The organism is Micromonospora lupini, assembly GCF_026342015.1.
In the GTDB taxonomy this organism is placed as follows: domain Bacteria; phylum Actinomycetota; class Actinomycetes; order Mycobacteriales; family Micromonosporaceae; genus Micromonospora; species Micromonospora lupini_B.
In genome coordinates, this window is record NZ_JAPENL010000002.1 from 900,989 (window position 1) to 925,072 (window position 24,084).

At 73.1% G+C, this 24,084-nt stretch carries 19 protein-coding genes; 9 read left to right on the top strand and 10 right to left on the bottom strand.

Features of this window, described 5'->3' with window-relative positions:
* Positions 1 to 59: 59 nt before the first annotated feature.
* From OOJ91_RS19080 to OOJ91_RS19090, 3 genes are all read right to left on the bottom strand, one after another.
* Positions 60 to 1,076 (bottom strand): ABC transporter permease subunit, encoded by a 1,017-nt coding sequence (locus OOJ91_RS19080; RefSeq protein ID WP_266246734.1) that lies wholly within the window; start codon positions 1,074 to 1,076, stop codon positions 60 to 62.
* The gene (locus OOJ91_RS19085; RefSeq protein ID WP_266246736.1) at positions 1,073 to 2,083 is read right to left on the bottom strand and encodes an ATP-binding cassette domain-containing protein; all 1,011 of its coding nucleotides are present in this window, start codon (positions 2,081 to 2,083) and stop codon (positions 1,073 to 1,075) included. Before OOJ91_RS19085 ends, OOJ91_RS19080 begins: the two co-directional genes overlap by 4 nt.
* A 120-nt stretch (positions 2,084 to 2,203) precedes the next feature.
* A complete protein-coding gene (locus tag OOJ91_RS19090; protein WP_053654382.1) occupies positions 2,204 to 2,989 on the bottom strand; it encodes a DeoR/GlpR family DNA-binding transcription regulator in 786 nt (261 codons plus the stop codon).
* A 202-nt stretch (positions 2,990 to 3,191) separates the two neighbouring features.
* Between OOJ91_RS19090 and OOJ91_RS19095 the strand changes: the two genes are divergently transcribed.
* From OOJ91_RS19095 to nagA, 3 genes are read left to right on the top strand one after another with little or no spacing between them, the layout of a single operon-like run.
* Entirely contained in the window at positions 3,192 to 4,121 is a 930-nt protein-coding gene (locus tag OOJ91_RS19095; RefSeq protein WP_266246739.1) for an SIS domain-containing protein, read from the top strand.
* Positions 4,118 to 5,161, top strand: a complete 1,044-nt coding sequence (locus OOJ91_RS19100; protein ID WP_439117079.1) for an ROK family protein — start codon at positions 4,118 to 4,120, stop codon at positions 5,159 to 5,161. Before OOJ91_RS19095 ends, OOJ91_RS19100 begins: the two co-directional genes overlap by 4 nt.
* A complete protein-coding gene (gene nagA, locus OOJ91_RS19105; RefSeq protein WP_266246740.1) occupies positions 5,158 to 6,267 on the top strand; it encodes an N-acetylglucosamine-6-phosphate deacetylase in 1,110 nt (369 codons plus the stop codon). Before OOJ91_RS19100 ends, nagA begins: the two co-directional genes overlap by 4 nt.
* Before the next feature lie 638 nt (positions 6,268 to 6,905).
* Here the strand turns inward: nagA and OOJ91_RS19110 are convergent.
* Complete coding sequence (locus OOJ91_RS19110; protein ID WP_266246741.1) at positions 6,906 to 8,129, bottom strand: DUF4032 domain-containing protein; 1,224 nt, start codon at positions 8,127 to 8,129, stop codon at positions 6,906 to 6,908.
* A gap of 120 nt (positions 8,130 to 8,249) precedes the next feature.
* On the opposite strand from OOJ91_RS19110, the gene OOJ91_RS19115 reads away from it, so the two are divergent.
* On the top strand, positions 8,250 to 8,987 hold the full coding sequence (locus OOJ91_RS19115; RefSeq protein WP_266249764.1) for a phosphatase PAP2 family protein: 738 nt from the start codon (positions 8,250 to 8,252) through the stop codon (positions 8,985 to 8,987).
* 9 nt (positions 8,988 to 8,996) lie between these two features.
* The gene (locus tag OOJ91_RS19120) at positions 8,997 to 10,235 is read left to right on the top strand and encodes an APC family permease (protein ID WP_266246744.1); all 1,239 of its coding nucleotides are present in this window, start codon (positions 8,997 to 8,999) and stop codon (positions 10,233 to 10,235) included.
* A 28-nt stretch (positions 10,236 to 10,263) separates the two neighbouring features.
* Here the strand turns inward: OOJ91_RS19120 and OOJ91_RS19125 are convergent, their stop codons facing one another.
* From OOJ91_RS19125 to OOJ91_RS19140, 4 genes are read right to left on the bottom strand one after another with little or no spacing between them, the layout of a single operon-like run.
* Complete coding sequence (locus OOJ91_RS19125) at positions 10,264 to 11,049, bottom strand: ABC transporter permease (protein ID WP_266246746.1); 786 nt, start codon at positions 11,047 to 11,049, stop codon at positions 10,264 to 10,266.
* Positions 11,046 to 12,035 carry an ATP-binding cassette domain-containing protein gene (locus OOJ91_RS19130; RefSeq protein ID WP_266246747.1) on the bottom strand — a complete coding sequence of 330 codons (990 nt, stop codon included), beginning with the start codon at positions 12,033 to 12,035 and terminating at the stop codon, positions 11,046 to 11,048. Before OOJ91_RS19130 ends, OOJ91_RS19125 begins: the two co-directional genes overlap by 4 nt.
* A 30-nt stretch (positions 12,036 to 12,065) precedes the next feature.
* Positions 12,066 to 14,975, bottom strand: a complete 2,910-nt coding sequence (locus tag OOJ91_RS19135; protein ID WP_266246749.1) for a BTAD domain-containing putative transcriptional regulator — start codon at positions 14,973 to 14,975, stop codon at positions 12,066 to 12,068.
* Positions 14,976 to 15,035: 60 nt separating this feature from the next.
* Positions 15,036 to 17,096, bottom strand: a complete 2,061-nt coding sequence (locus OOJ91_RS19140) for an NAD-binding protein (RefSeq protein WP_266246751.1) — start codon at positions 17,094 to 17,096, stop codon at positions 15,036 to 15,038.
* A gap of 106 nt (positions 17,097 to 17,202) precedes the next feature.
* Between OOJ91_RS19140 and OOJ91_RS19145 the strand changes: the two genes are divergently transcribed.
* The 4 genes from OOJ91_RS19145 to OOJ91_RS19160 all read left to right on the top strand — a co-directional run bounded on the left by OOJ91_RS19145 (position 17,203) and on the right by OOJ91_RS19160 (position 21,251).
* Positions 17,203 to 17,685: an MSMEG_6728 family protein gene (locus OOJ91_RS19145; protein ID WP_266246753.1), complete on the top strand. Its 483-nt coding sequence runs from the start codon at positions 17,203 to 17,205 to the stop codon at positions 17,683 to 17,685.
* A gap of 30 nt (positions 17,686 to 17,715) precedes the next feature.
* The gene (locus OOJ91_RS19150) at positions 17,716 to 19,269 is read left to right on the top strand and encodes an FAD-dependent oxidoreductase (protein WP_266246755.1); all 1,554 of its coding nucleotides are present in this window, start codon (positions 17,716 to 17,718) and stop codon (positions 19,267 to 19,269) included.
* A gap of 66 nt (positions 19,270 to 19,335) precedes the next feature.
* Entirely contained in the window at positions 19,336 to 20,592 is a 1,257-nt protein-coding gene (locus tag OOJ91_RS19155) for a hypothetical protein (protein WP_266246757.1), read from the top strand.
* Positions 20,593 to 20,807: 215 nt separating this feature from the next.
* A complete protein-coding gene (locus OOJ91_RS19160; RefSeq protein ID WP_266246758.1) occupies positions 20,808 to 21,251 on the top strand; it encodes an HNH endonuclease in 444 nt (147 codons plus the stop codon).
* 67 nt (positions 21,252 to 21,318) lie between these two features.
* Here the strand turns inward: OOJ91_RS19160 and OOJ91_RS19165 are convergent, their stop codons facing one another.
* Both OOJ91_RS19165 and OOJ91_RS19170 read right to left on the bottom strand, forming a co-directional pair.
* Positions 21,319 to 22,992: a serine/threonine-protein kinase gene (locus OOJ91_RS19165; protein WP_266246760.1), complete on the bottom strand. Its 1,674-nt coding sequence runs from the start codon at positions 22,990 to 22,992 to the stop codon at positions 21,319 to 21,321.
* 185 nt (positions 22,993 to 23,177) lie between these two features.
* Positions 23,178 to 23,945: an enoyl-CoA hydratase/isomerase family protein gene (locus tag OOJ91_RS19170; RefSeq protein WP_266246761.1), complete on the bottom strand. Its 768-nt coding sequence runs from the start codon at positions 23,943 to 23,945 to the stop codon at positions 23,178 to 23,180.
* Positions 23,946 to 24,084: the final 139 nt, after the last annotated feature.

Below are 24,084 nucleotides of genomic sequence, written 5' to 3' on the forward strand. Positions count from 1 at the left end.
GCTCCGCACGTCGGAAGATCCGACGGTCGGGCCGGCCGTGCCTGACGCGTTGGCGTCGCTCAGGAGACGTCGCGTCGACGCATCACCCAGAGCGCCGCGCCGAGGATCACCACGATCCCGACGGAGAGCAGTACGGAGGACTGCTGCCACGTGATGTCCATGGTGTCCGGCTTGCACTCGCCGGAGAAGGTGGCGTTGCAGGAGTCCCAGTCCTCCAGAGTCACCTTCTTGGTCATCCAGGCCAGCGCGTACGTGGGCAGCAGCCACGCCTCGGCGAACTTCACGCTCGCCATCGCCAGGAGGATGCCCAGGCCGAACTGGCCGACCACCATCACCGCCACGACACCGCCGAGTGCCATCGCGGTGTGCCGGCCCAGGGAGGCCAGCGCGAAGCCGATGGTGGCGAGCACCAGCACCAGCGCCACGCCGCGCAGCCCGGTCAGGACGAACGACTGCCAGACACCGGAGGTCATCTTCTCGGTGCTGCCCCGGAAGCTCGCCACCGCCCAGAACCCGGCGAACCACAGCACCGCGGCGGGCAGCGTCACCGCCAGCACGCCGGTGAGCAGCGCGGCCAGCTTGGTGAGCAGCACGGTGAGCCGCTTCGGCCGCCACAGCAGCAGGTTCATCATGCCGCCGGTGCTCCACTCGGCGCCGACGAAGGACGCGCCGACGACGAACCCGACCAGGGCGAGGATCGCCGCGAACGGGATGAGCGTCTCGTCGAACGTCTTCCGGAAGTCGAACGTCGAGGGCAGGAACCACTCCGCCTGAATCTGGTCCCGCGACGGGGCCGAGATCACCGAGCAGTCGTCCGGGTAGCGGCCGTCGTTCGGCGTGCCGGCGGTCTTGGCCTGCTCGCAGTTGACCCGCTCCTGCTCGCTCCAGCGCACCTGATCCTGGTACTGCTGGTCGGCCTGACGCTCGGCCTTGGCGAGCTGGGTGGCGTCGATCTTCTGGTTGGTGAAGAAGACACCGACCACGACCGCGGCCAACACCAGCAGGCCGAGCAGCGTCATGTAGCGGCTGAAGCGCCGCTTGCTCAGCCGGCGCAACTCCGTCCGAAAGAGGCTCACGCGCCCCACCCTCCTCCGGTGGCGCCGGGCTGACCCGTCCCACCGACCTTCGTGGACTCGTCGACCTGGCGGTGCTGGCCGGGGACCGGCGCGGTGGCGGTCAGTTCGAGGAAGACGCTCTCCAGGTCGACCGCGATCGGGGCCAGCTCGCTGACGTACAGGTTCTGCTCGGCGAGCAGCCGGGTCACAGTGGCCGGCTTGTCGACGCCGGTCAGCATCAGGTGGTCCGGATGCCCGGCGACCCGGATCCCGGCCCGGGTGAGGGCCTCGGTGGCCGCCGGCAGATCGCTGACCGCCTCCAGGCGGACCCGGACCGCGCCGGACGAGTGCTGCGCGAGCACCTCGTCGACCGGGCCGAAGGCGACCCGGCGGCCCAGCGAGATGATGGTGACCGAGTCGCAGATCAGCTGGATCTCGCCGAGGATGTGGCTGGACAGCAGCACTGTCATCCCGGATTCGGCGAGCGTCCGCATCAGCGTGCGCATCTCCCGGATGCCGCCCGGGTCGAGGCCGTTGGCCGGCTCGTCGAGGATGAGCAACGTCGGGTTCTTCAACAGGGCGGACGCGACGGCGAGCCGCTGCTTCATGCCCAGCGAGTACGTCTTGACGCGCTCGCCGGCCCGGTCGCGCAGCCCGACCAGCTCCAGCACCTCGTCGACGCGCGTGGCGGGCACCTCGCCGGCCCCGGCCAGCAGGGACAGCGTGTCCCGTGCCGAGAAGTGCGGGAAGAACTGCGGGCTCTCCACGATCGCGCCGACCTGACCGGCGACGGTGGGCAGCGCCTCGGGAACCTCGTGCCCGAGCAGGGTCATCCGACCGCCGTCGGGCCGGATCAGGCCGAGCAGCGTACGCAGCGTGGTGGTCTTGCCGGACCCGTTGGGACCCAGGAAGCCGTGCACCTGCCCCGCGTCGACCCGCATGTCGAAGCCGTCGAGCGCGTTGCGGGTGCCGCGTCGACGACTCTTGTACGTCTTACGTAGACCTTCGATCTCCAGGACAGCTGGCAAGCTGCACCTCCCCCGATGGTGGGCGTGACAGCCGACACCATACGCGGTATGCAGAGCCGCGCAATACCGGGTATGCATCGACACGCCGGTCGATGCATTTCATCGACGGAGCGTGACGACTCAGGCGCAGACGACCTGCACGCCGGCTGCCCGGAAGGCGTCCACCACCTCCGGCGCCGCCCCGGAATCGGTCACCAGCGTCTCGACGCGCTCGACCGGGCAGATCCGCGCGAAGGCGTGACCGCCCAACTTGGACGAGTCGGCGATGATGACTACCCGTTTGGCACGGGCCACCATCAGGTTGTTCATGGCCGCCTCGCCCTCGTGGTGGGCGGCGGCACCGAGCTGCGGGTCGATCGCGTCCACGCCGAGCAACGCGACGTCCAGGGTGACCTCACGCAGCAGCGCACCGCCCAGCGGGCCGACCAGCTCGAACGACTTCGGGCGCACCACCCCGCCGGCCACCACCACCTTCATCCGGGACCGCACGAGCAGCTCGTTGGCGATGTTCAGCGCGTTGGTCACCACGGTGAGCTGGGCACCCTCGGCGCTTGTGTTCAGGTCCGGACGGACGGCGAGGGCGCGTGCCACCTCCGTGCTGGTGGTGCCACCGTTGAGGCCGACCACGGTGCCGGGCGTGACGAGCGCCGCGGCGGCGGCGCCGATCCGCTGCTTCTCCGCGGAGTGCTTGGCCGTCTTGTAGCGCAGCGGCAGGTCGTACGAGACGCCGTTGGCGACCGCGCCACCCCGGGTCCTGGTGATCATCTGCTGCTGGGCGAGCTGGTCGAAGTCGCGCCGGATGGTGGCCTGGGAGACGTCCAGCCGCTCGGCGGCCGCCTCGACGCTGACCCGGCCGTTGTCGGTAAGCATCTCCAGCAGGGCGTTCCATCTGGCGTACCGGTCCACCTCGGGGGTCCTCCCAGTAACTGCACGATCGGTGATTGATTGCGTGCACACTAGTGCGCGAAACTAGCCTGGCGCAAAAGGCTGTTCTGCGCGATCGGCCGGTCGGTTGCCACGGCCACCCCGCTTCGCGCAGAATAACGCGCGAAATACGGGTCTAACGAGCCGTATTGCGCAGACAGGTCGGCCCGGCGAGGAGTTCCCCATGGCGTACGTGGACGCGGAGATCGCGAGCCAGCCCGACTGCTGGCGGGAGGCCGCCGAGCTGTCCGGCGTCGTACGCGACGACCTTCCGCGCCCCGGCGAGCGGGTCGCCGTCGTCGGTTGCGGCACGTCGTGGTTCATGGCGATGGCGTACGCCGCCCGCCGCGAACAGGCCGGCCAGGGCGAGACCGACGCGTTCCAGGCGTCCGAGTTCCCCGCCGGCCGCCGCTACGACCGGTTGATCGCGATCACCCGCTCCGGCACCACCACCGAGGTGCTGGAGCTGCTCGCCGCGCTGCGCGGTCGTACGCCCACCACAGTCATCGTCGGTGACCCGGCGTCCCCCGCGGTCGAGCTGGCCACCGCCACCGTGGCCATGCCCTTCGCCGACGAGCGGTCGGTGGTGCAGACCCGCTTCGCGACGACCGCGCTGGCCCTGCTCCGGGCACACCTCGGCGACCCGGTGACCGCGCTCGCCGCCGACGCCGAGGTGGCGGTGCGCTCCCCGCTGCCGATCGACCCGGCAAGCATCGGGCAGGCCACCTTCCTCGGTCGTGGTTGGACTGTCGGCCTCGCCCAGGAGGCCGCGTTGAAGTGCCGCGAGGCGGCCACCTTCTGGGCCGAGGCGTACCCGGCGATGGACTACCGGCACGGTCCCATCTCCATCGCCGCACCCGGCCGGCTGGTCTGGGCGTTCGGCGAGCTGCCCGAGGGGCTGCCCGAGGACGTGGCCGCCACCGGCGCGGCCTTCGTACACAGCCGTACGCACGGCTGGCGCACGGTGCTCGGCAGCTGGTCGGCAGGTCGCACCCCGGTCGATCCGATGGCCGACCTGATCCTGGCCCAGCGCTTCGCGGTCGCGCTCGCGACCAGCCGGGGCCTCGACCCGGACGCGCCCCGACACCTCAGCCGGTCCGTGGTGCTGGCGTGAGCGTGAGCGACCGCGACAGCGTGGACTCCGACCGGGTGGTCGTGGCGCTCGACGTAGGCGGCACCGGCATGAAGTGCGCACTGGTCCGGCCGGACGGCGTCGCCGTACACACCGAGCGGCACGCCACCGACGCCGCGCGCGGCCCGACCGCCGTGGTCGACACCATTCTCGACGTGGCGCAGGGGCTGATAGCCAAGGCTCGCGCCGACGATCTCACACCCGTCGCGATCGGCATCGCCGTCCCCGGCGTGGTGGACGAGGCGCGCGGGGTCGCGGTCTGGTCGGCGAACGTGGGCTTCCGGGACGTACCGCTGCGGGACCTGGCAGTGACGCGGCTCGGGCTGCCCACCGCGCTCGGCCACGACGTGCGCGTCGGTGGTCTCGCCGAGGCCCGGCTCGGCGCCGGGCGCGACGCCGACCACGTGCTCTTCGTGGCGATCGGCACCGGCATCGCCGCCGCGCACGTCGTCGACGGCGTGGCCGGAGTCGGCGCGCACGGCGCCGCCGGGGAGATCGGCCACATCATGGTCCGTCCCGACGGCCCGCGCTGCGGTTGCGGACGACCCGGTTGCCTGGAGGCGGTCGCCTCGGCCGCCGCGATCGGCCGCCGCTACGCCGAGCTCGCCGGTGACGGGCGGGCGGACGCGGCGTCCTCGACACCGACCGCGAAGCCGACACCCGGTGCCGCCGTGACGGCCGCCGTGGTGGCCGAGCGGGCGGCCGCCGGTGAACCCCTCGCCGCCCGGGTCTGGCAGGAGGCGGTCGACGCCCTCGCCGACGGCCTGGCCACCGGGCAGGCGTTGTTCGACGTGTCGACGATCGTGCTCGGCGGTGGCCTGGCCCAGGCAGGCGACGGGCTGCTCGGCCCGCTGCGGGCGGCGCTGCACGAGCGGATGACCTTCCACCGGGAGCCGCGGCTGGTCGCGGCGGCCCTCGGCGACGAGGCCGGCTGCCTCGGCGCCGCCCTGCTCGCGTTGGACGCCGCGGGCGTCCGTGACACGGACGCCGCCCGCGTCCCCGACCATCAGGAGGAGCGATGACCGTACGGGTGAACGGCCGAGTGGTGACCCCGACCGGTGTCATCCGGCAGGGCTGCGTCGAGTGGGACGGCGACCGGATCACAGCCGTGGCCGAATATCCGTCGGTCCGCGACGGGCACTGGATCCTGCCCGGCTTCGTCGACATGCACACCCACGGCGGCGGCGGGCACACCTTCACCACAGGCGACGCCGACCAGGCGCGTGCGGCGGCCGGCTTCCACCTGGCGCACGGCACCACCACGCTGCTGGCCAGCCTGGTCAGCGCGCCCTTTCCGGTGATGCGCTCGGCCACCGAGGCGTTCGCGCCGCTTGTCGACGAGGGCGTGCTGGCGGGCGTCCACTTCGAGGGCCCCTACCTCTCCGCCGCCCGTTGCGGCGCGCAGAACCCGGAGTACCTGCGCGACCCGTCCACGGACGAGCTGACCGAGCTGATCGAGCTGGGTCGCGGCGCGATCCGCATGGTCACCCTCGCCCCGGAACGCGACGGCGCGCTGGAGGCGATCAAGCTGCTCACCACCCACCGCGTGGTGGCGGCCGTAGGCCACACCGACGCCACCTACGAGCAGACCCGCGCGGCGATCGCGGCCGGCGCGAGCGTGGGCACGCACCTGTTCAACGGCATGCGTCCCGTGCACCATCGTGAGCCCGGCCCGGTGGTGGCCCTGCTCGACGCGCCCACAGTGATCTGCGAACTGGTCGCCGACGGGGTGCACCTGCACGACGGCATCCTGACCTTCACCACCGCGACCGCCGGCCCCGACCGGGCCGCGCTGATCACCGACGCGATGGCCGCCGCCGGAATGGCCGACGGTGAGTACGAGTTGGGCGGTCAGGCCGTCACGGTGACCGACGGCGTGGCCCGGCTCGCCCGCGACGGCGCGATCGCCGGCAGCACGCTGACCATGGACGCGGCGCTGCGGCACGCCGTGCACGCAGGGATCCCGATGGCCGACGCCGCCCGGATGGTGGCCACCACCCCGGCCCGCGCCATCGGCCTGGGCGACCGGGTCGGCGCCCTCCAGGTCGGCCTCCGCGCCGACCTGGTCGTGCTCGACGACGACCTCAACGTGGTACGGGTGCTGCGCGGAGGCTCCTGGGTGGAGTGACCGGGCGCGGTGGCAAGGCGGCGGTGGCAAGGCGGCGGCGACCAGGCGGCGGTGGCAAGGCGGCGGCGACCAGGCGGCGGCGACCAGGCGCGGTGGCAAGGCGGTGGCGACCAGGCGCGGCGACCAGGAGGCGGCGACCAGGCGCGGCGACCAGGCGCGGTCCGACCTGGACTTCGCTGGCCCTTTGGAGCTGATTCGCTCAACGACATCGGCGAGGCCCTGAGGATCTCGAAGGAGAAGCCGAGGGACAGAGCGAGGGGTAGGACAAGGCAAGGGTGGGACCGAGCGTCGAACGCCCGCAGCGATGAACGGGGCGACCGGGGGTGCGGGCCGGGGGTGCGGGCCGGGGGTGCGGGCCGGGGGCGCGGGCCGGGGGTGCGGGCCGGGGCTGCGGGCCAGCCGATCAAGGCCATGTCACGGGGACCGATTCGTTCGCGACATCAGCTCCAAAGGACGCGACCACCTCTATCGCTCTCCGCCGGGCACCAGCAGACGCCGAGAACAACCGAGCAGGAAGCACCGAACACCGAACACGGAGCACCGAGCACCGAGCACCGAGCACCGAGCACCGAGCACCGAATCAGCGGACGCCGGGCGCCAGCGGACGCCGGGCGCCAGCGGACGCCGAGTACCCCGGGTCAGCCCAGGGCGGGGACGTCGACGCCGAGTACGGCCTGCTCGTCGGGGCGGTGGACAAGCACGTCGGCCAGGTACGACTGTACGGCGGGGGCCATCCCGACGTCCCGGCCGGCCTGCTCGGAGAGCAGCCACTTGTGCTCGATGATCTGCGCGAACAGCTCCTGCGGCTCCAGCTTGCGGCGCAGGTTCGCGGGCACGGCCCGGACCACCGGCTCGAAGACCTCGGTGAGCCAGCGGTGCGCCGCCTGCTGCTCGTCGGTCAGGTCGCTCTCCGCCCGGTACGCGTCCAGGTCGTTGAGCAGCTTGCGGGCCTGGTTCTCCTCGGCATCGAGACCGGTCAGCCGCAGTAGCCGCCGGGTGTGGTAGCCGGCGTCGACCACCTTCGGCCGCACCAGGTAGCGCCCGTCGTCGATCGTCGACATGGCGACCTCGGCCACGTCGAAGCCCAGCTCGTTGAGCCGACGGATGCGGCCCTCGATGTCGTGCCGGGCCTCCCGCTCGACCGCCTGCTCGTAGGTGATCTCGTGCCAGAGCCGCTCGTAGCGCTGCACGACCTCCTCGCAGACCACCTCCGGGTCGATGGACTCGTGCAGCAGGCCGGCGGCCTGCAGATCCAACGCCTCGCCGAAGATGTTCACCCGGGCAATCTCCAGGTCCTCGCCGCGCTGTCCGTTGGAGAGCGAGTTGTGCAGGGCACCCGTCTCCGCATCGACCAGGTAGGCGGCGAAAGCGCCCGCGTCCCGGCGGAACAGCGTGTTGGACAGCGAGCAGTCGCCCCAGAAGAAGCCCGTGAGGTGCATCCGCACGATCAGTGCGGCGAGCGCGTCGAGCAGCCGGCTCATCGTCTCCGGTCGCAGAGTGTGCGAGAAGAGCGCCCGATACGGCAGCGAGAACTGCAGGTGCCGGGTGATCAGTACCGATTCGAGGGGCTCGCCGTCCTCGGTCTGCCGGTCGGCGACGACCGCCACCGCCTCGACCGACGGGAAGTCGATCCGCTCCAGGGCCCGGAGCAGGTCGTACTCCCGCTCGGCGATCCGCTCGCGGGTCTCCTTGAACGCGTACACGTAGTCGCCCAAGCGGACAAAGCGGACGATGTGTCGGGAGATGCCCTGCGGCAGGGCCACCAGGTGCTGGGCAGGCCACTCCTCCAGCGGTGTCGACCAGGGCAGGTCGAGCAGCGCCGGGTCCACGAGGGCAGACGTGATCCGCACGGGCACAAGCATGACGGGTCGCCCCCCGCATCCGCCTCACATCGTGGCTGGGCCCACAGCGCCGCACACCCCGGCCTCGCGTCGGCCCGGTAGCGTGGTCGCGTGCTCAAACCCTCGGCGGTACGACGTGACCTGCGGCTACGGCCCGTCCGCCCGGCCGGTTGGTGGTTCGACGCCCTCCTGCTGGTCGGACTTGTCGGATTGACCGTGGCGCTCGCCGCCGACCAGCTCTTCGGGCTGGACCGGGCCGTCGCCGACTGGGCCGACGGGCACCGGCCGACGGCCGCCTACTGGGTGGCCCGGGTGTTCAACCTGCTCGGCCAGGGCACCCCGCTGACGTTGATCGCCGCCGGGCTGGGCGTGCTGCTGGCCGTCCGGCTGCGGTCGGTGCGGCCGATCCTGCCGCCGGTGGTCGGGTTCGTGCTGACCTACCTGACCATCGGTCCGCTCAAGGTCTGGACCGCGCGGGCGGCACCGAGCGCCAGCAGCAAGGAGCCGTTCCTGCCGCCCGAGGAGACCCTGCCGCTTTTCCACGACGACCTGCCGGTGCGGTTCGCCCAGTCCTACCCGTCGGGGCATGTGGCCAACGCCATCGTCTGGTACGGCGTCATCGCGCTGCTGCTGGCCCCGCTGGCCCGCAGCTTCGGCCGCCACCTGCCGGCCCGGCTGGTCACCGTGATCCGCATCGTGCCGCCGCTTGTCGTCCTCACCACCACCACCTACCTGGGCTGGCACTGGCTCACCGACTCGGTGGCCGGGCTGCTGCTGGGCCTACTGCTGGACCGGCTGCTGCACCGGGTGCCCTGGGACGACGTGCCGCTCCCCGGCCGGCTGCGCGCCTGGGACCGGCCGTTCACCTCGTACCCCTAGGGTCGGTTCGTGGATCGGCTGGCGCGGCGGCTCGGCGTACCCGATGCGGTTGTCATCGGGTTGGGTTCGATGCTCGGCGCGGGCGTCTTCGTGGTGTTCGGCCCGGCCGCAGCGGCGGCCGGCGGCGCCGGACTGCTGCCCGCGCTGGTGCTTGCCGGTGTCGTAGCCTTCTGCAACGCGACAAGCTCGGCCCGGCTGGCGGCCCGCTACCCGGAATCCGGCGGCACCTACGTCTACGGCCGGGAACGCCTCGGACCGCTGGCCGGCTTCGTGGCCGGCTGGGGTTTCGTGGTCGGCAAGACGGCGAGCTGCGCGGCGATGGCGTTGACAATCGGGGCGTACCTGTGGCCGGGGCAGGCCCGGCTGGTCGCCGCCGGCGCGGTGCTCGGGGTGACAGCTGTGAACCTGCGGGGCATCGGCAAGACCGCTACCGTCACGAAACTGCTTGTGGCGCTGGTGCTCGCGGTGCTGGCCCTGGTCGCGGTCGTCGGCGTGGTGGGCGGGCCTGTGCACCTGGATCGGCTCGGCGACCCCGGTGGCTCCGCCCGGGGTGTCCTCACGGCCGCCGGGCTGCTGTTCTTCGCGTTCGCCGGGTACGCGCGGATCGCCACGCTCGGCGAGGAGGTCCGCGACCCGCAGCGGACCATTCCCCGCGCGGTGCCGCTGGCCCTCGGGGTGGTGCTCGCGATCTACCTGGTGCTGGCCGTGATCACGCTCGGCGTGCTCGGCGCCGACCGGCTGGCCGGTTCCGCAGCGCCCCTGGTCGACGTGGTGACCGTCGCCGGGCTGCCCGACCTGGCCTGGGTGGTCCGCGCCGGGGCCACGATCGCCGTCGTCGGGGTGCTGCTGTCCCTCGTCGCCGGGGTCGGCCGGACCACCCTCGCGATGGCCCGTCGCCGCGACCTCCCCGGCGCGCTGGCCGCCGTGCACCAGGTGCGCCAGGTGCCGCACCGCGCCGAGCTGGCAGTCGCCGCCGTGGTGATCGTGGTGGTGCTGCTCGGTGACGTCCGCGACGCGATCGGCTTCTCCAGCTGCACGGTGCTGGTCTACTACGCGATCACCAACGCGGCGGCGCTCACGCTGGGCCGGGAGCGGGAGCGGAAACTACCGGTGCAGGTGCTCGCCGGCCTGGGACTGGTCGGCTGCCTGCTGCTCGCGGTCAACCTGCCGCTCAGCAGCGTCCTCGCCGGGTTCGGCGTGCTCGCCGCGGGCGTCGCCTGGTACGCGCTGCGCACCGCCCGCCGGTGACCCGAGTAGGCCACCGGCGGCGAGGTGTTCAGCGACTCAGCCGCCGGTAGCGGCGCACCGCCAACGGCGCGAACGTCGCGATCAGCAGCACCGGCCACACCACAGCCAACAGCATCGCGTGTTGTGCCGGCCAGGACTCGCCACCCAGACCGGGGTTGCCGAACAGTTCACGGATCGCGGCGACGGTGGCCGACAACGGGTTCCACTCCGAGATCGTGCCGATGACCGAGGGCATCAGCTCGGGCGAGACGAAGACGTTGGAGATCGCGGTGAACGGGAACGCCGCCGGGAAGACGATCACACCGACCGTGTCCGGGTTGCGGACCAACAGCGCCAGGTAGATCCCGACCCAGGTGATCGCGATCCGGAGCAGCAGCAGGAGCCCGACGGCGAGCAGCGCCTTGCCGACACCCTGCCGCCACTGCCAGCCGACGAGCAGTCCGCAGACCAGCAGGGTGGACATCTCCAGCAGGGCGCGGAGCAGGTCGGCGGCACTACGACCGGTCATCAGGGCGGATCGTGCCATCGGCATCGAGCGGAACCGGTCGACGACACCCCGGCTGAGATCCAGCGCCACGCCTGTCGCGGTGGCGCCGAGGCCGTACAGCATCGTCATCACGAAGACCCCGGGCAGCAGGAACTCGCGGTAGTTTCCCCCACCCGACACCTGCATACCGCTGCCGAAGACGTACCCGAAGACCAGCACGAACATGATCGGCAGCGAGAAGTAGAGGATCAGCTCCTCCGGTGCGCGGATCACGTGGATCATGTTCCGCCGGGTCATCGTCCAGCCGTCGGCCACCGCAGTCGTCATGCCACGTCCGCCTTTCCTCCAACGCCGACGGGCTCGCGGGCCTCGTCCGGTCGGTGCCCGGTCAGATGCAGGAACGCCTCGTCCAACGTCGCGCGTCGCAGGCCGATGTCCTCCACCGCGATCTCGGCGTCGTCCAACGCCCGCACCACGTCGACAAGCCCGGCGACCCGGTCGGCCACCGCCACGCTGAGCCGCCGCACCTCCGGATCGCGCTCCGGCTGCGCGGCACAGATCGACGCGACGATGCGGGCAGCCCGGGTCAGGTCGGCCGCGTCGCGCACCACCACCTCGATCCGGTCGCCGCCGGTCATCGCCTTCAGCTCGTCCGGCGAGCCCTCGGCCACCACCCGACCGGCGTCGATCACCGAGATCCGGTCGGCGAGTTGATCGGCCTCCTCCAGGTACTGGGTGGTGAGGAGGACTGTGGTCCCGTCCGCGACCAGGCCACGGACCAGGTCCCACACCTGGTTGCGGCTACGCGGGTCCAGGCCGGTGGTCGGCTCGTCGAGGAAGAGGACCCGCGGTGTACGGATCAGGCTGGCCGCGAGGTCCAGCCGGCGGCGCATCCCACCCGAGTACTCGCCTGCCGACCGACTCGCCGCCTCGTCGAGCCCGAACCGTTCCAGCAGTTCGTCGGCGCGTTGGCGGGCCGCCCGTCGGCTCAGACGGAACAGCCTGCCGAACAACTCCAGGTTCTGCCGCCCACTGAGGGTTTCGTCGACCGCCGCGTACTGGCCGGTCAACGCGATTCGGCCCCGCACCTCGTCCGGCTGACGCCGCACGTCGAACCCGGCCACGGTGGCTTGGCCGGCGTCGAAGCGCAGCAGCGTGGTGAGGATCCGTACGGCAGTCGTCTTCCCGGCCCCGTTCGGCCCCAGCAGTCCGTGCACCGTGCCGCTCGGTACGGTCAGGTCGAAGGCGTCAAGTGCCCTGGTGGGGCCGTACCGCTTGCCCAGTCCTTCGGCTGTCACGTCGAATGTCGTCATGCCGCAAGGGTGCGGTCGGGCGCTGACCGGTCACGCACCGCCCGCTGACGGCGGCGCACCGGACCGGCTCACGGCTCCGGCCCGCTCCGCCTCGGTGATCTCTTCGAGGACCAGGATGATCTCCGAACGCGTCGCCTCGCCGACGTACCAGCCGGTGAGCCCACCCACCAACGCCTCCTCGCAGAAGCGTCGCGCCGCGACGAGGTCGCCGCGCAGCCGGGCCACCTGGGCGAGGCCGAGGCGGGCACTGGCCACGAACTCGGGTGCGCCGCTGCGCTGCGCCAGGTGCAGCGCACCGGCGAAGTCGTCCCGCGCCCCGGTGAGGTCACCGGCCCGCAGCCGGATCTCGCCCCTGGTCCGCAGCATGTCGGCCTGGTCGACCGCCGACTCGAGCGCCTCGGCCAGCCCCATGGCCTCGTCCATGTGGGCGCCCGCCGTCGCCGGGTCACCCTCCCGGGCAGCCAGCTCACCGAGCGCACCGAGCGTGATCATGCAGCCCCACCGGTCCCCCGTGCTCCGGAAGCCGTCGAGCGCGGCGACCAGCGCGGTCCTGGCCCGGTCCCACTGACTACTCCACATCAGCGCCGAGCCGCTACCCATCGCGCCGAGCGCGTTGATCCAGGCGTCCGGGCCGACCAGTTGCCGCAGCTCCCGCATCAGCTCCTCGACGTGCTCGGCCCCGCCGGACGGCGGCCCCGTCGAGATCCCCGACAGGTACAGCAGGAACGGTTGTCGAGGTGGCCGGTCGAGGCTGCGGATCACCGACCGCTGCGTGCCGAGCGACGGCAGGTGGCCGGCGCCGGCAAGTGAGGTGTTGTAGACGCAGAGCACGAACTCCTCGCTCAGCCCCGGCGGCGCTTCGTCCCCCAGCAGGTCGAGCACGCCCGCGGCCAGCCGAGCCGCCTCCCCGCGCATGCCCCGCAGCCACCAGTAGAAGGACAGGGCCGCGACCAGCCCGGCCGCGTCGGACGCGTCGCCGGCCGCGGTGGCACGGCGCAGCGCGGCGTGCAGGTTGTCCCGCTCGGCGTCGAGCCGTCGCAACCAGTGCAACTGTTCGGCCTGCCGGAGGTGGTCGCTCGCGGTCCAGGCGAACTCCAGGAAGTACGCGGTGTGCGCGCGGCGCAGTTCGTCGGCCTCGCCGGCCTCGGCGAGACGCTCCGCGCAGAAGGCACGCACCGTCTCCAGCATCCGGTAACGGCCGCCGGTCAGCTCCACGAAGGACTTGTCGGCCAGACCACTGAGCGCGTCGACGAACTCGCCGCTGGACAGGCCGGAGACCCGCCCGGCGGCCGCCAGCGTCGCGCCGCCCGCGAAGACGGTGAGCCGGCGGGCCAGTGTGCGCTCGGCATCGTCGAGCAGGTCCCAGCTCCACTCGACCACGGCCCGGAGCGTGCGGTGTCGGGGCGACGCGGCCCGGCTGCCCATGGACAGCAATCGGAACCGGTCGTCGAGACGGGCGGCCACCTCGGCGACGGGCAACGCCCGCAGCCGCGCGGCGGCCAGCTCGATCGCCAACGGCAAGCCGTCGAGGGTACGGCAGATCCGCAGCACCACGTCGACGTTGGCCGGCGTGACGGTGAAGTCGGGTGCGACGTCGACGGCCCGTTGGACGAAGAGGCTTACCGCCGCGTACTCGTCGGCCTCCTCCGTCGACGCGTCCGGTGGCGGCAGGGTGAGCCCGGACAACTGACACAACGCCTCGCCGGCCAGCCCGAGCGGCTCGCGACTCGTGGCGAGCACCCGCAGCGCCGGGCACGCGCCCAGCAGTCGTGCGGCGAGCCGGGCCGCGTCGGCGATGACGTGCTCGCAGTTGTCGAGCACGAGCAGCAACCGCCGCGCGGCAAGCGCCTCGACCAGTCGGTCGGTGGTCTGCCGGCCCGGCTCGGCCGGGGCCCGCAGGCCCGCGTCACGCAGACCGAGCGCGCTCAGTACCGCCTGCGGTACGTCCGACCCGTCGGCCAGCCCGGCCAGCTCGACCAGACAGACCTCGCCGTCCGAGCAGCCTGCCGCCTCGATGGCCAACCGGGTCTTGCCCGCTCCCCCTGGGCCGGTGAGGGTGACAAGCCTGCGCTCGCCGAGCAACGCGCGTACGCGCGTGAGCTCCTCCTCCCGCCCGACGAAGGTGGTGAGCTGGCTCGGCAGCGCCTGCTCGGTCGTCGGGGGCACGGCGGAGCTGCCTCCGCCGCGGGGCGCGGCGGCGCTCTCGTCGCCACGCAGCACGGCCAGGTGAATCGCGGCCAGCGCCGCCGACGGGTCGACCCCGAGCTGCTCGGCCAGGCTGCGCCGAGCGTCCTCGAACTCGGCCAGCGCCTCGGCCGTCCTGCCCTGCGCGGACAGTGCGCGCATGAGGTGGCCTCGCGGGCGCTCCCGAAGCGGATGCGCCACGACCAGTTGCCGCAGCTCCGCAACCAGTTCCGCGTGCCCGCCCAGCGCCAGCTCCGCCTCGATCCGATCCTCGGTGGCGGCCAGCCGCAGCTCGTCCAGCCGGGCCGCCCGAGCGGGTACGCCTGCCACGTCGATGACGTCGGCCAGGGCGGGACCACGCCACAGCTCCAGCGCCTCGTGCAACACGGTCGACGCGCGGGGCCAGTCAGCGCCGGCGAGCGCGCGACGCCCCGCCTCGGCGAGCCGCTCGAACCGGTACGCGTCGACGTCCTCGGGATCCACGGCGAGGCGGTAGCCGGCCGGGTGGAACTCGACAGGCGTGTGCTCGGCGGGCAGCGCCTGACGCAGGCGCGACACCAGGGACTGGAGCGCGTTGGCGGCGCCCCGTGGCGGGTGCTCGCCGTACAGGCCGTCGATCAGGCGCTCGGCGGACACCACCCGGCCCGCGTCGAGCAGCAGGAGCGCCAGCAGCGCGCGCAGCCGTGGACCGCCCACGGCGATCTCACGCCCGTCGGCCAGCAGCACCTGGGTGGGCCCCAGGACGCGGAAACGCATGGCACTGATTGTCACTCAGCGGCAACGACCACACGAAGCCGCTGATCGGCTGGCCCGTGATCAACCACGTACCTGGGGAGCACCTGTCGAGTCGTCGTCCGCCGCTGTCGGCTCGGCCCCCGCGCCTCGGGCCGGAGGCACCGGAGCGTCGTCGCCCGGCGTCGGCGAGGTCGGCACCGGATGGGCCGCGCCGGGGGCCGAGGCGGCGATCTCCTGATCGGTGGGCGTCGGCGGCGTCCCCGGAAGCACCGCTGGCGTGGACGACTCCCCGCCGACGGCGAGACCAGCCGAGCCGGCGCCGGACGGGGTGGGCACGCCCCGGGGCATCGGATCGAGGTGACCCGATGGCATGGGGACCCTGCCCGGGGCGGGCGGGGCGCACTGCCTGGTCAGCCAGTCCAGGCCGCGCCGGCGGGCGACAACTGTGAGCCGGTCCCCGGCGAAGATCACCTGCCGTGGGTCGAGGTCCTTCCACCAGATCGTCTTCGCGCCGCCGGCCGGGGTCCGGGCGATCAGCCGGACCTGCCCGTCCCGGTTGACCAGCTCCAGGGGTCGACCGTCCAGCTCGGAGCCGGCGGCGACCGGCACCTCGGCGACCGGCAGCGCGTGCCTGTCGACCGGAATCGTGGTGATCACCGCGCGTTCGGTGAGGGCGCCGATGAAGGCCGGCGCGGCCAGGTAGGAGACCGATCGGGACACCCCGAGCGCGAAGGTCTCCTCCACCCGTTCGGCGAAGTCACCGTCGAAGAGCCGCAGCACCACCCGCAGGTCGTCGCGGAGGTCGCGCGCGGCAAGCGCGGCCTCCAGGTTGGCGACGTCGTCGGTGGACGCCACCACAAGCGCCTGACAGTCGGCCACCGACGCGGCGGCCAGGGTCTCGGGCAGGGCGGCGTCGCCGACGACAAGCGGCACGTCCAACTGGCGGGCCAGGGTCGCCCCGCGCGGCTCCGGATCCTTGTCGATCGCCACGACCTCGACGTCGTACTCGCGGAGTTGCGCCATCACCCGGGTGCCGACGTTACCCAGGCCGATCACCACCACGTGCCCGGCGCGGGCCGGTTGCAGACGGCCGGTGTGCAGGGCCAGTCGGGCGTTGACGATGCCGTCCACGACGACCGCGGTGATCAGCGGGATCAGCGCCAGCCCAGCCAGGTTGAGCACCACCTGCATGATCTGTGCGTCGGCCGCCTTGTCGGTGTCCGGGTCGGCGCCGCTGAGTGTGGTGACAAGCGTCAGATAGAGCGCCTCCAGCGGCGAGACGTCCTCGGCGCGGGAGATCAGCGCGCCGAGCACCGCGATCAACGCGAGCACCAGCATCACCGCAATGCCGATCTTGCGGGTGGCGAAGCCGCGTACGGCCCGCAGCAGTACCGCGGCCGGACGTCGGCGGCGGCGCGCCCGGACCAGACGCCTGGCGGCGACCTGCGTGCCCGGCGGTTGACCTGTCGCCTCGGCGAGCACCAGGTCGGCGCCGGCCTGTTCGGCAGGCAGCAGCTCTATCCCCTGCTCCGAGTCGGGGCGAGCCAGCGCGCACACCACGTCCTGCGGTCGGACGTCGGCACGCCGCGCCACCCGCAACGTCTTGTCCCGGTGTTGGAAGGAGCTGGGGTCGACCTCGCCGAGCGCGGCGGCCACGAACGCCGGCGCGGCCATCTCGGCGTCGGAGAGCACCTCGACGGGCGCCTTGAGCAGCTTGCGTACGCCGTCGGCGAGGGTGCCGTTGAACATCCGCAGCACCTGACGGACCCGCTGGTCGACGGCCTGGGCGCAGAGAGCGGCGTGCAGGTTGCCGACGTCGTCCTGGTGCAGCAGGGCCAGGCCGGTCGCCCCGGCCAGCCCGGCGGCCTCGAAGGTCGCCACGTCCAGGCGCTCCGAGCGGACCACGCGGACCCCGCGCAGCCCGGCCACGTCCGGCCCGTTGCGGCGGTAGCGCTCCGGCAGCACGACCGTCACCCGGACGCCGCCGGTCGGAAGGTCGGATTCGAGCATCGCGCGGACCACGTAGTAGGCGAGCGCGTCCTGGCCGCAGATCACGTAGTGCGGACGCGGATCGCCTGCGGCGCGGAGCCGCCAGTTCCACTCGACTGCCCGTCGCGCCCGGTCCCGCCACGGCTCCGCCATGCCCGGATCGTAACCAGCACGACCACACTGGGCGACCCCGCCCGGATCATCCCGACCAGGCATCACGGCCAGGCATGGCGACCTGGGCGGCGGGTAGAGCACCGGGATGCAGACCTTCCTGCCGTACCCGGACTTTCTGGCCAGCGCGCGTGTGCTGGACCAGAAGCGGCTGGGCAAGCAGCGGGTGGAGGCCATCCAGGTGCTGCGCGGCCTGACCCGGCCCGGGTACGGGTGGCGCAACCATCCGGCGGTGAAGATGTGGGCCGGGTACGAGGAGGCGCTCACCCGCTACGGGCTGGACATGTGCGCCGTCTGGACCGAGCCGGGACGGGCCGACACCTGCGCCACCACGCTTACCGTCGACCTCGCCGCCGCCTGCGGGGCCGGCGTCGTACGCACCCAGGACGAGCTGGCACAGGCCGGTGACCTGCCGCCCTGGCTCGGCCGCGACGACCTGCACCTGAGCCACCGCTCGTCGCTGCTGCGCAAGGACCCGACGCACTACCGACCGATCTTCGGCGACGACGTCCCGGAGGACCTGGAGTACGTCTGGCCCGCGTCCGACCGCGAGCGCCGCTGCCTGCCGTAGGGGAGACTGGCCCGGAAGAGGGAGGTCCCCGTGGCGCTGTCGCGTGTGGTGGGTCGGCTCATCGGCGTACGTCAGCACCAGGTGGACCCGGGCGGAGGTGGCGCCGACCGCGTGCCGGGACCGGTCGCGGCGGTGGTGGTCGGTGGCGGAATCGCCGGCATGTCGGCGGCTGTCGTGCTGGCCGAGCGGGGCGTGGCGGTGACGGTGCTGGAGGCGGCGCCCACGCTCGGCGGGCGGCTCGGCGCATGGCCCGAGGCGCTCGGCGACGGCGAGCAGCAGAACGAGCACGGGTTCCACGCGTTCTTCCGGCAGTACTACAACTGGCGGTCCATCCTTCGTCGCGTCGAGCCCGACCTGGGCTTTCTCAAGCCGATTCCGGGCTACCCGATCCTCAGCGCCAAGTGGCCGACCGAGGAGTTCGGCAAGCTGCCGCCCGCGCCGCCGGCGAACCTGCTGGCGCTGCTGCTGCGCAGCCCGAGCCTGCGCCTGGCCGATCTGCGGTCGATGGACCGGGACGCGGCGTTGCCGCTGCTCACCTACGACCCGGTCCGCACCTACGCGGAGTTGGACGACACGACCGCCGACGAGCTGCTGGCCTCGCTGCGGCTGCCGGACCGGGCGCGGGCGATGCTGTTCGAGGTCTTCTCGCACTCGTTCTTCAACCACGAGGCGGAGATGTCGGCCGCCGAGATGGTCGCCCAGTTCCACTTCTACCTGCTCGGCAATCCGGAGGGGCTGGCCTTCGACTGCCCCGACGAGGACTATGCGACGGCGATCTGGCAGCCGCTGACGAGGCACGTGGAGAAGCACGGCGGTCGGGTGGTCACCAGCAGCGCCGCCACGGGGGTGCACCGCGACGGCGAGGGTTGGCGGGTGACGACCACCGACGGCGGTAGCCACCAGGCGGCCCACGTGGTGCTCGCGGTGGATCCGCCGGCCCTGGCCGCGCTGGTGGCGGCCTCCCCCGACCTGGTCGGGCAGGCACCGGAGCTGGCGGCGCGGATGCCCCGCTTCGGCACGCCCGGCCCGCCGTACGCGGTGGCGCGGTACTGGTGCGACGGGGACGTCGCGGCCGACCGGGCCGTGTTCAGCGGGGTGTCGCGGCAGCCCACTCTGGACTCGGTGACGCTCTACCACCGGCTGGAGAACGAGTCACGTCGCTGGGCGCGACAGACCGGTGGTTCGGTCGTCGAGCTGCACGCGTACGCCTGTGAGCCCGGCGTGCCGGCCGACGAGCTGGCCGAGCGGATGCGCCGTGAGCTGGTAACGCTCTGGCCGGAGGCGGCGGCCCTACGGGTCCGGGAGCTGCGCGCCCGGGTGGAGGCGCAGGCGCCGGCGTTCACGCCGGGCAGCCACGCCTGGCGTCCGGGGGTCCGCACCGAGGCGCCCGGTGTCTATCTGGCCGGCGACGGCATCGCCACGGACTTCCCGAGCGCCCTGATGGAACGCTCCGCCGCCACCGGGATCATCGCGGCGAACCACATCCTGCGCGCGGAGGGCGCCGCGGCCGAGCCGGTGCGCTCGATCCGGCCCCGGGGCCTGCTGGCCGGGCGGGGCACCCCAAACCGACAAAAACCAACATAACCGACGGTACGCTGCCGTACGCTCGAATGATCATCCGTCGATCGGCCGGGCGGGAGGGCAGCAGCGATGTCACCACTGCACCGCGCCGGCCCGGCGGACGTACGACAGGCCGACGAGACCGCCCGGGACGACGCGTACCCGCTGCTCCGCGACGAGCGCGCCTGCGTCGTCATCGCGCTGCGCCTGGGCTGGTGGATGGCGGACGCGTACCACCACGGGCAGCACGTCGAGCCCGGGCCGACCGTTCCGGCCCACCCACCGGCCAAGCTCTCCAACCTGACCGAGATGTCGGCGCCGCGCCGGATGCGGATGTACCTCGACGGCGTGGACGTCGCGCTGGCCCAGATCTCGGCGCTCACCCGGCACACCGGGTCGCTGCCGGACACCTCCGCCGCCCGGACCCGGCTGCCCGACCTGGATCGGCTGCCCGACCTGGAACAGTCTGACACCCCCGACATCGAACCGCTGCTGCTCGCCCTCGACGACCTCAACGTGGACGTGCTGCGCTGGGCGATGGCCACCAACCTCCGGGTCGGGTTGGCCTACCGGCTGGGCCGATCCCTGGCCGACACGGTCCGGCCCGGCGACGCCGCCCAACTGCTGCGGCGCTTCGACGGCCGCCAGATCCAGATCAGCCGGTGGCTTGACGAGTTGGCAAGCGTGCTGCCGCCGTACTCGGCGGCTGTGGTACGCCGCTCGCTGGCCGCCTGGGCGGTCGCTGTGGAACGGGCCGGCCGGGGCGATCCGACCGAACCCGAGCCGGCCGAGCTGAGCCGCGAGCTGCGCAACCAGGGTGACCTCTGGCGCGGCGTACTGACCGGCGGCCTGCACCCGCGCGACCTGCTCGACGAGGAGGACTATGCGGTGGTCGCCCGGAACCTGATCATCCGGGACCGGCGACTGGTGGCCCAGGCCGCCCGGGGCATCTTCTGGCCGGTGCTCGTACCCCTGCTGGTGGTGCTCTTCGCGGTGGTCGGGGTGAGCGCCGCCGCCGCGGGCGGTTCACCTACCACCCGGGCCACAGTCGCCCTGCTCGGTTTCGGCGCCGGGCTGGCCGCCATCTGGCGTTCCGTCTCCGGTCCCGCGCTGGCGGTCGCGGGCGAGGTCAACCGGCCGCTGCTGGACAGCGAACTCACCGCACGGATGGCCCTCCGCCTGGACCGGCCGCTGACCAACGCCCGCCGCGCGGCGGGGGTCCCTCCCCCGACCCGGCGCGCTCCACGGACCCGCCGCGCACCCCGGACCCGGCGTCAGCGTCGTCCCGAGGAGCCGGGCGGCCCATCGAAATACGTTGCCCCGCTCTCCCGTGCCGACCTACCGTGATCGCGCAAGGTCAACCACCGCCGCGGGAGCAGATCATGACGACGTCGCACGTCACCACCGTGCCGTCGTCGTCGCTGCCCGGCGACGGTTGGCGAGCGGAAGGTCCCCGCGCGGGCCGGCCCGACTGACGCGTACCCGTACGCGCCGAGCCGCCCCGTCCGAATGCCGGACCGGGCGGCTCTTCGCTGTCCGGCACCAGTTGGAAAGGAGTCCCGGTGGACGCCGTCCTCGTCGTCAACGCCGACCTCGGCCCGTTGCACCGGGTCACCGTTCAGCACGCCGTCCGGATGCTCTGCCGCCGGGTGGCCGAGATCCACGAGGCGGAGCCCGACCAGGTGATCGGTGTCTTCCCGCTGCCCCGGGTGGTGCGACTGGTCCGCTACGTGGTCACCAGGTGGCGGTTCAACTCCGGGCCGGCCTGGTCGCGGGCCGGGGTGCTGCGCCGCGACGAGCGCTGTTGCGCGTACTGCGGGGGAGCCGCATCGACAATCGACCACATCCTGCCGCGCTCGCGGGGAGGCCGGAACACCTGGCGAAACACGACCGCCGCCTGCTACGGCTGCAACCAGCGCAAGGGCGACCGCACCCCGGCGGAGGCGGGCATGCCGCTGCGCCGGGAGCCGGTGAGCCCGGGCTGGGCGTCGCTGGCCGGGCGGTGACCGACCGGCCGGCGGGAACGGGGGGCCGCGTCGGGGTACGCCCCGGCGCGGCACCCGCCGGCCCCGGTCAGACGCCGCGTTCCTTGACCTTCGGCTTCGGGCGACCGCCCGCGCAGTGCGTACGGATCTCGCTGCTGTGCTCGGCCGAGGTCAGCTCGACCTGGACCTGCTTCGCCGGGCCCGGGTCGTAGGGCGCCGCCCGATAGCCCGGCGCGGGCGTCACCGTGAGCAGTTCGGCCGATCCCCCGAGGCAGCGGACGGTGACCGTCCCGCCCACGGCCTGCACCGTGATCACGGGAGGATCGGTGGGAGTCGGCCTCGGCCCGGGCTGGGTCGGTGCCGACGTGGACCTTCCGCCCGAACCCGCCGATGGGCTTGTCCGGGGGGCGGCCGGGGTGGTCCGGACCGACGGACCGGCCGGCGGCTGGTCGACTGACGGCTCGGGCTGTGCGACGGTCTGCGGCAGTCCCACAGTGGTGGTGCCACCCGTGCCGATTCCGGTTCGTGGGTTGGTCCCGTCGTGCTGCCGCGTGGCGTAGTCACCGAGCGACCCGGCCACCGCCACCGCGGCGATCACCGCGCCACCGACCGCCAGGACCACCAGGTGCCGACGCCGGGACCGTCGCCGCGGGTCGTCGGTCGGGCCGGCGGTCACACCGGCGCCCGGCTCGGTCGACGCGTCGTCGACCTCGGCCACGCTTGTTGGGGACGGGCTGGGTGGCACAGGCGTGAGGTGCCGGCCGACGTCAGGCGCGGCAGCGCTCGCGTCCAGGACCGGCTCACCCAGCCCAACCGGAGCGGCGGCTGCGCCAGCCGTGGCCGGCCCGGTGGCGGCACGCGCCGTGGCCGCAGCGGTGGCGGCAGGCGCCGTGACCGGCCCGGTGGCGGCAGGCGCCGTGGCCGCAGCGGTGGCGGCACGCGCCGTGACCGGCCCGGTGGCGGCGGCGAGCAGGATGCGGGCCGCCTCGGCGGCCGGGGGCCGGTCGGCGGGATCGCGGGCCAGGCACCAGCGGTAGAGCCTGTGGATCTCGGGCGGAACCCCGTCGATCTCGGGCAACGGGTCCGGTTCGACGTGGACGTGGGCGCGGAGCATCCCGGTCTGCGTCTCGGTGGCCCAGGGCAGCCGGCCGGTGAGCGTCCGGTGCAGGAGCAGGCCGAGGGCGTACAGGTCGCAGGCCGGCAGTACCTCGCCGGCCGCCAGCCGCTCCGGGGCGAGATAGGCAGGCGTGCCGAGTAGCCGCCCCTCAAAGTCGATCTCCGGGTCGCCGGCGGCGGCCGCGATGCCGAAGTCGAGCACCTTCGCGCCGGTGGGGGTAAGCATCACGTTGCTCGGCTTGACGTCGCGGTGCACCAATCCCTGGGCGTGTGCGGCTTCGAGTGCCGCCGCCACCTCCGCGCAGACCCGCAGCCCGGCCCGGGGCGGCAGCGGCCCGGCGGCCAGTCGTTGTTCGAGGGTGACGCCGTTGAGCAGTTCCAACACCACGAACGGGACCTGGACGCCGTCGACCGTCGACTCACCGAAGTCGTAGACGCTTGTGACGTGCGGGTGCGACAACCGGGCTGCCGCCTTGGCCTCGGCTCGGATCCGCTGTCGGGCGTTGGTGTCCGAGGCGACGAGCACCTTCACCGCCACGTCCCGTTCCAGCACCTCGTCGTACGCGCGGTGGACCGCGGACATGCCGCCGCTGCCGAGGCGCTCCAGGAGCCGGTAGCGACCCGCAAGCAACCGATCACGCTGCACGACGGACAGCCTGCCGTACCGCTCAGTCCCGGCACCACCCGGGATCGAGGTTTCGCAATGGATGCATTCGCGGCGGCGGTTACCGCCCGGTCAGGTCCGGTTGGACCCGCTCCCCGCCCCTCGGTGGTCTGGTGGCCGCCGACGGAGCAGGCGTGCGGCGCCGGCAGCGAGCAGCGGCGCAGCCGTCAGCTGTCGGAAGGCGGCCGCCAGGCGAACCGGGGTGACCGGCGCTCCGCCATGGCCGCCACGCCCTCGCGGGCCTCGCCGCTGTCCCTCACCTTCCGGTGCCACCAGGCGATCCGCGCCGGGCCGGCCCGGTCGTCGACGATCTCCTTGGCGGCGGCGACGCTCAGCGCGGACCGCTGCGCGATCGTGGCCGTGAGGTCGTCCACCCGCGCGGCGAGCCGGTCGCCCGGCAGCACCTCGTCGACCAGGCCGATCCGCAGGGCGCGGTCGGCGTCGATCAGCTCGGCGGTGAACAGCAGGTGCTTCGCCGCCGACGGGCCGACCAGCCGGGCCAACCGGCGGGTGGTTGGCGCCGGGTAGATCAGCCCGAGCCGAGCCGGGGGTACGCCGAAGCGGGCGTCATCCGAGGCGATCCGCAGGTCACAGGCGACGGCGAGCTGAGCGCCACCCCCGACGCAGGCGCCCCGGATCGCCGCGACTGTCGGCTTGGCGAAGCCGGCCAGCCGCTCCTCGGCGGCCACGGCGATGCTGGCGTCGCCGGCGTCCAGCAGCTCGGCCAGGTCGCCGAGGTCGGCGCCGGCGCAGAAGGCGTCGCCCGCGCCGGTGAGCACCAGGGCACGTACGTCGGGGTCGGGCTCCAGCCGGTCGAGCAGCTCGGGAAGCTGGCGCCACATCGCCGCCGTCATCGCGTTGCGACGCGCCGGGTTGTGGATGACCACTGTCGCCACCGGCCCGGCCACCGCAACAGTCAACTCCGCACCCGCCACAGACCCACCCCATCCTCGCCGCACGCGTCCGCCCAAAGCGAATCTTGGACAGTTTCCGTCCGGAGATGACGGAAACTGTCCAAGATTGCCAGAGAGCCAACGGCACGGACCCGGCGGCCACCGTGTGGGGGCTGCCGGG

Coding starts and splice junctions, on each gene's coding strand:
- OOJ91_RS19095 (WP_266246739.1), top strand. CDS start 3,192: ATGGCGTACGTGGACGCGGAGATCGCGAGCCAGCCCGACTGCTGGCGG.
- nagA (WP_266246740.1), top strand. CDS start 5,158: ATGACCGTACGGGTGAACGGCCGAGTGGTGACCCCGACCGGTGTCATC.
- OOJ91_RS19110 (WP_266246741.1), bottom strand. CDS start 8,129: ATGCTTGTGCCCGTGCGGATCACGTCTGCCCTCGTGGACCCGGCGCTG.
- OOJ91_RS19125 (WP_266246746.1), bottom strand. CDS start 11,049: ATGACGACTGCGGTGGCCGACGGCTGGACGATGACCCGGCGGAACATG.
- OOJ91_RS19130 (WP_266246747.1), bottom strand. CDS start 12,035: ATGACGACATTCGACGTGACAGCCGAAGGACTGGGCAAGCGGTACGGC.
- OOJ91_RS19135 (WP_266246749.1), bottom strand. CDS start 14,975: ATGCGTTTCCGCGTCCTGGGGCCCACCCAGGTGCTGCTGGCCGACGGG.
- OOJ91_RS19140 (WP_266246751.1), bottom strand. CDS start 17,096: ATGGCGGAGCCGTGGCGGGACCGGGCGCGACGGGCAGTCGAGTGGAAC.
- OOJ91_RS19145 (WP_266246753.1), top strand. CDS start 17,203: ATGCAGACCTTCCTGCCGTACCCGGACTTTCTGGCCAGCGCGCGTGTG.
- OOJ91_RS19155 (WP_266246757.1), top strand. CDS start 19,336: ATGTCACCACTGCACCGCGCCGGCCCGGCGGACGTACGACAGGCCGAC.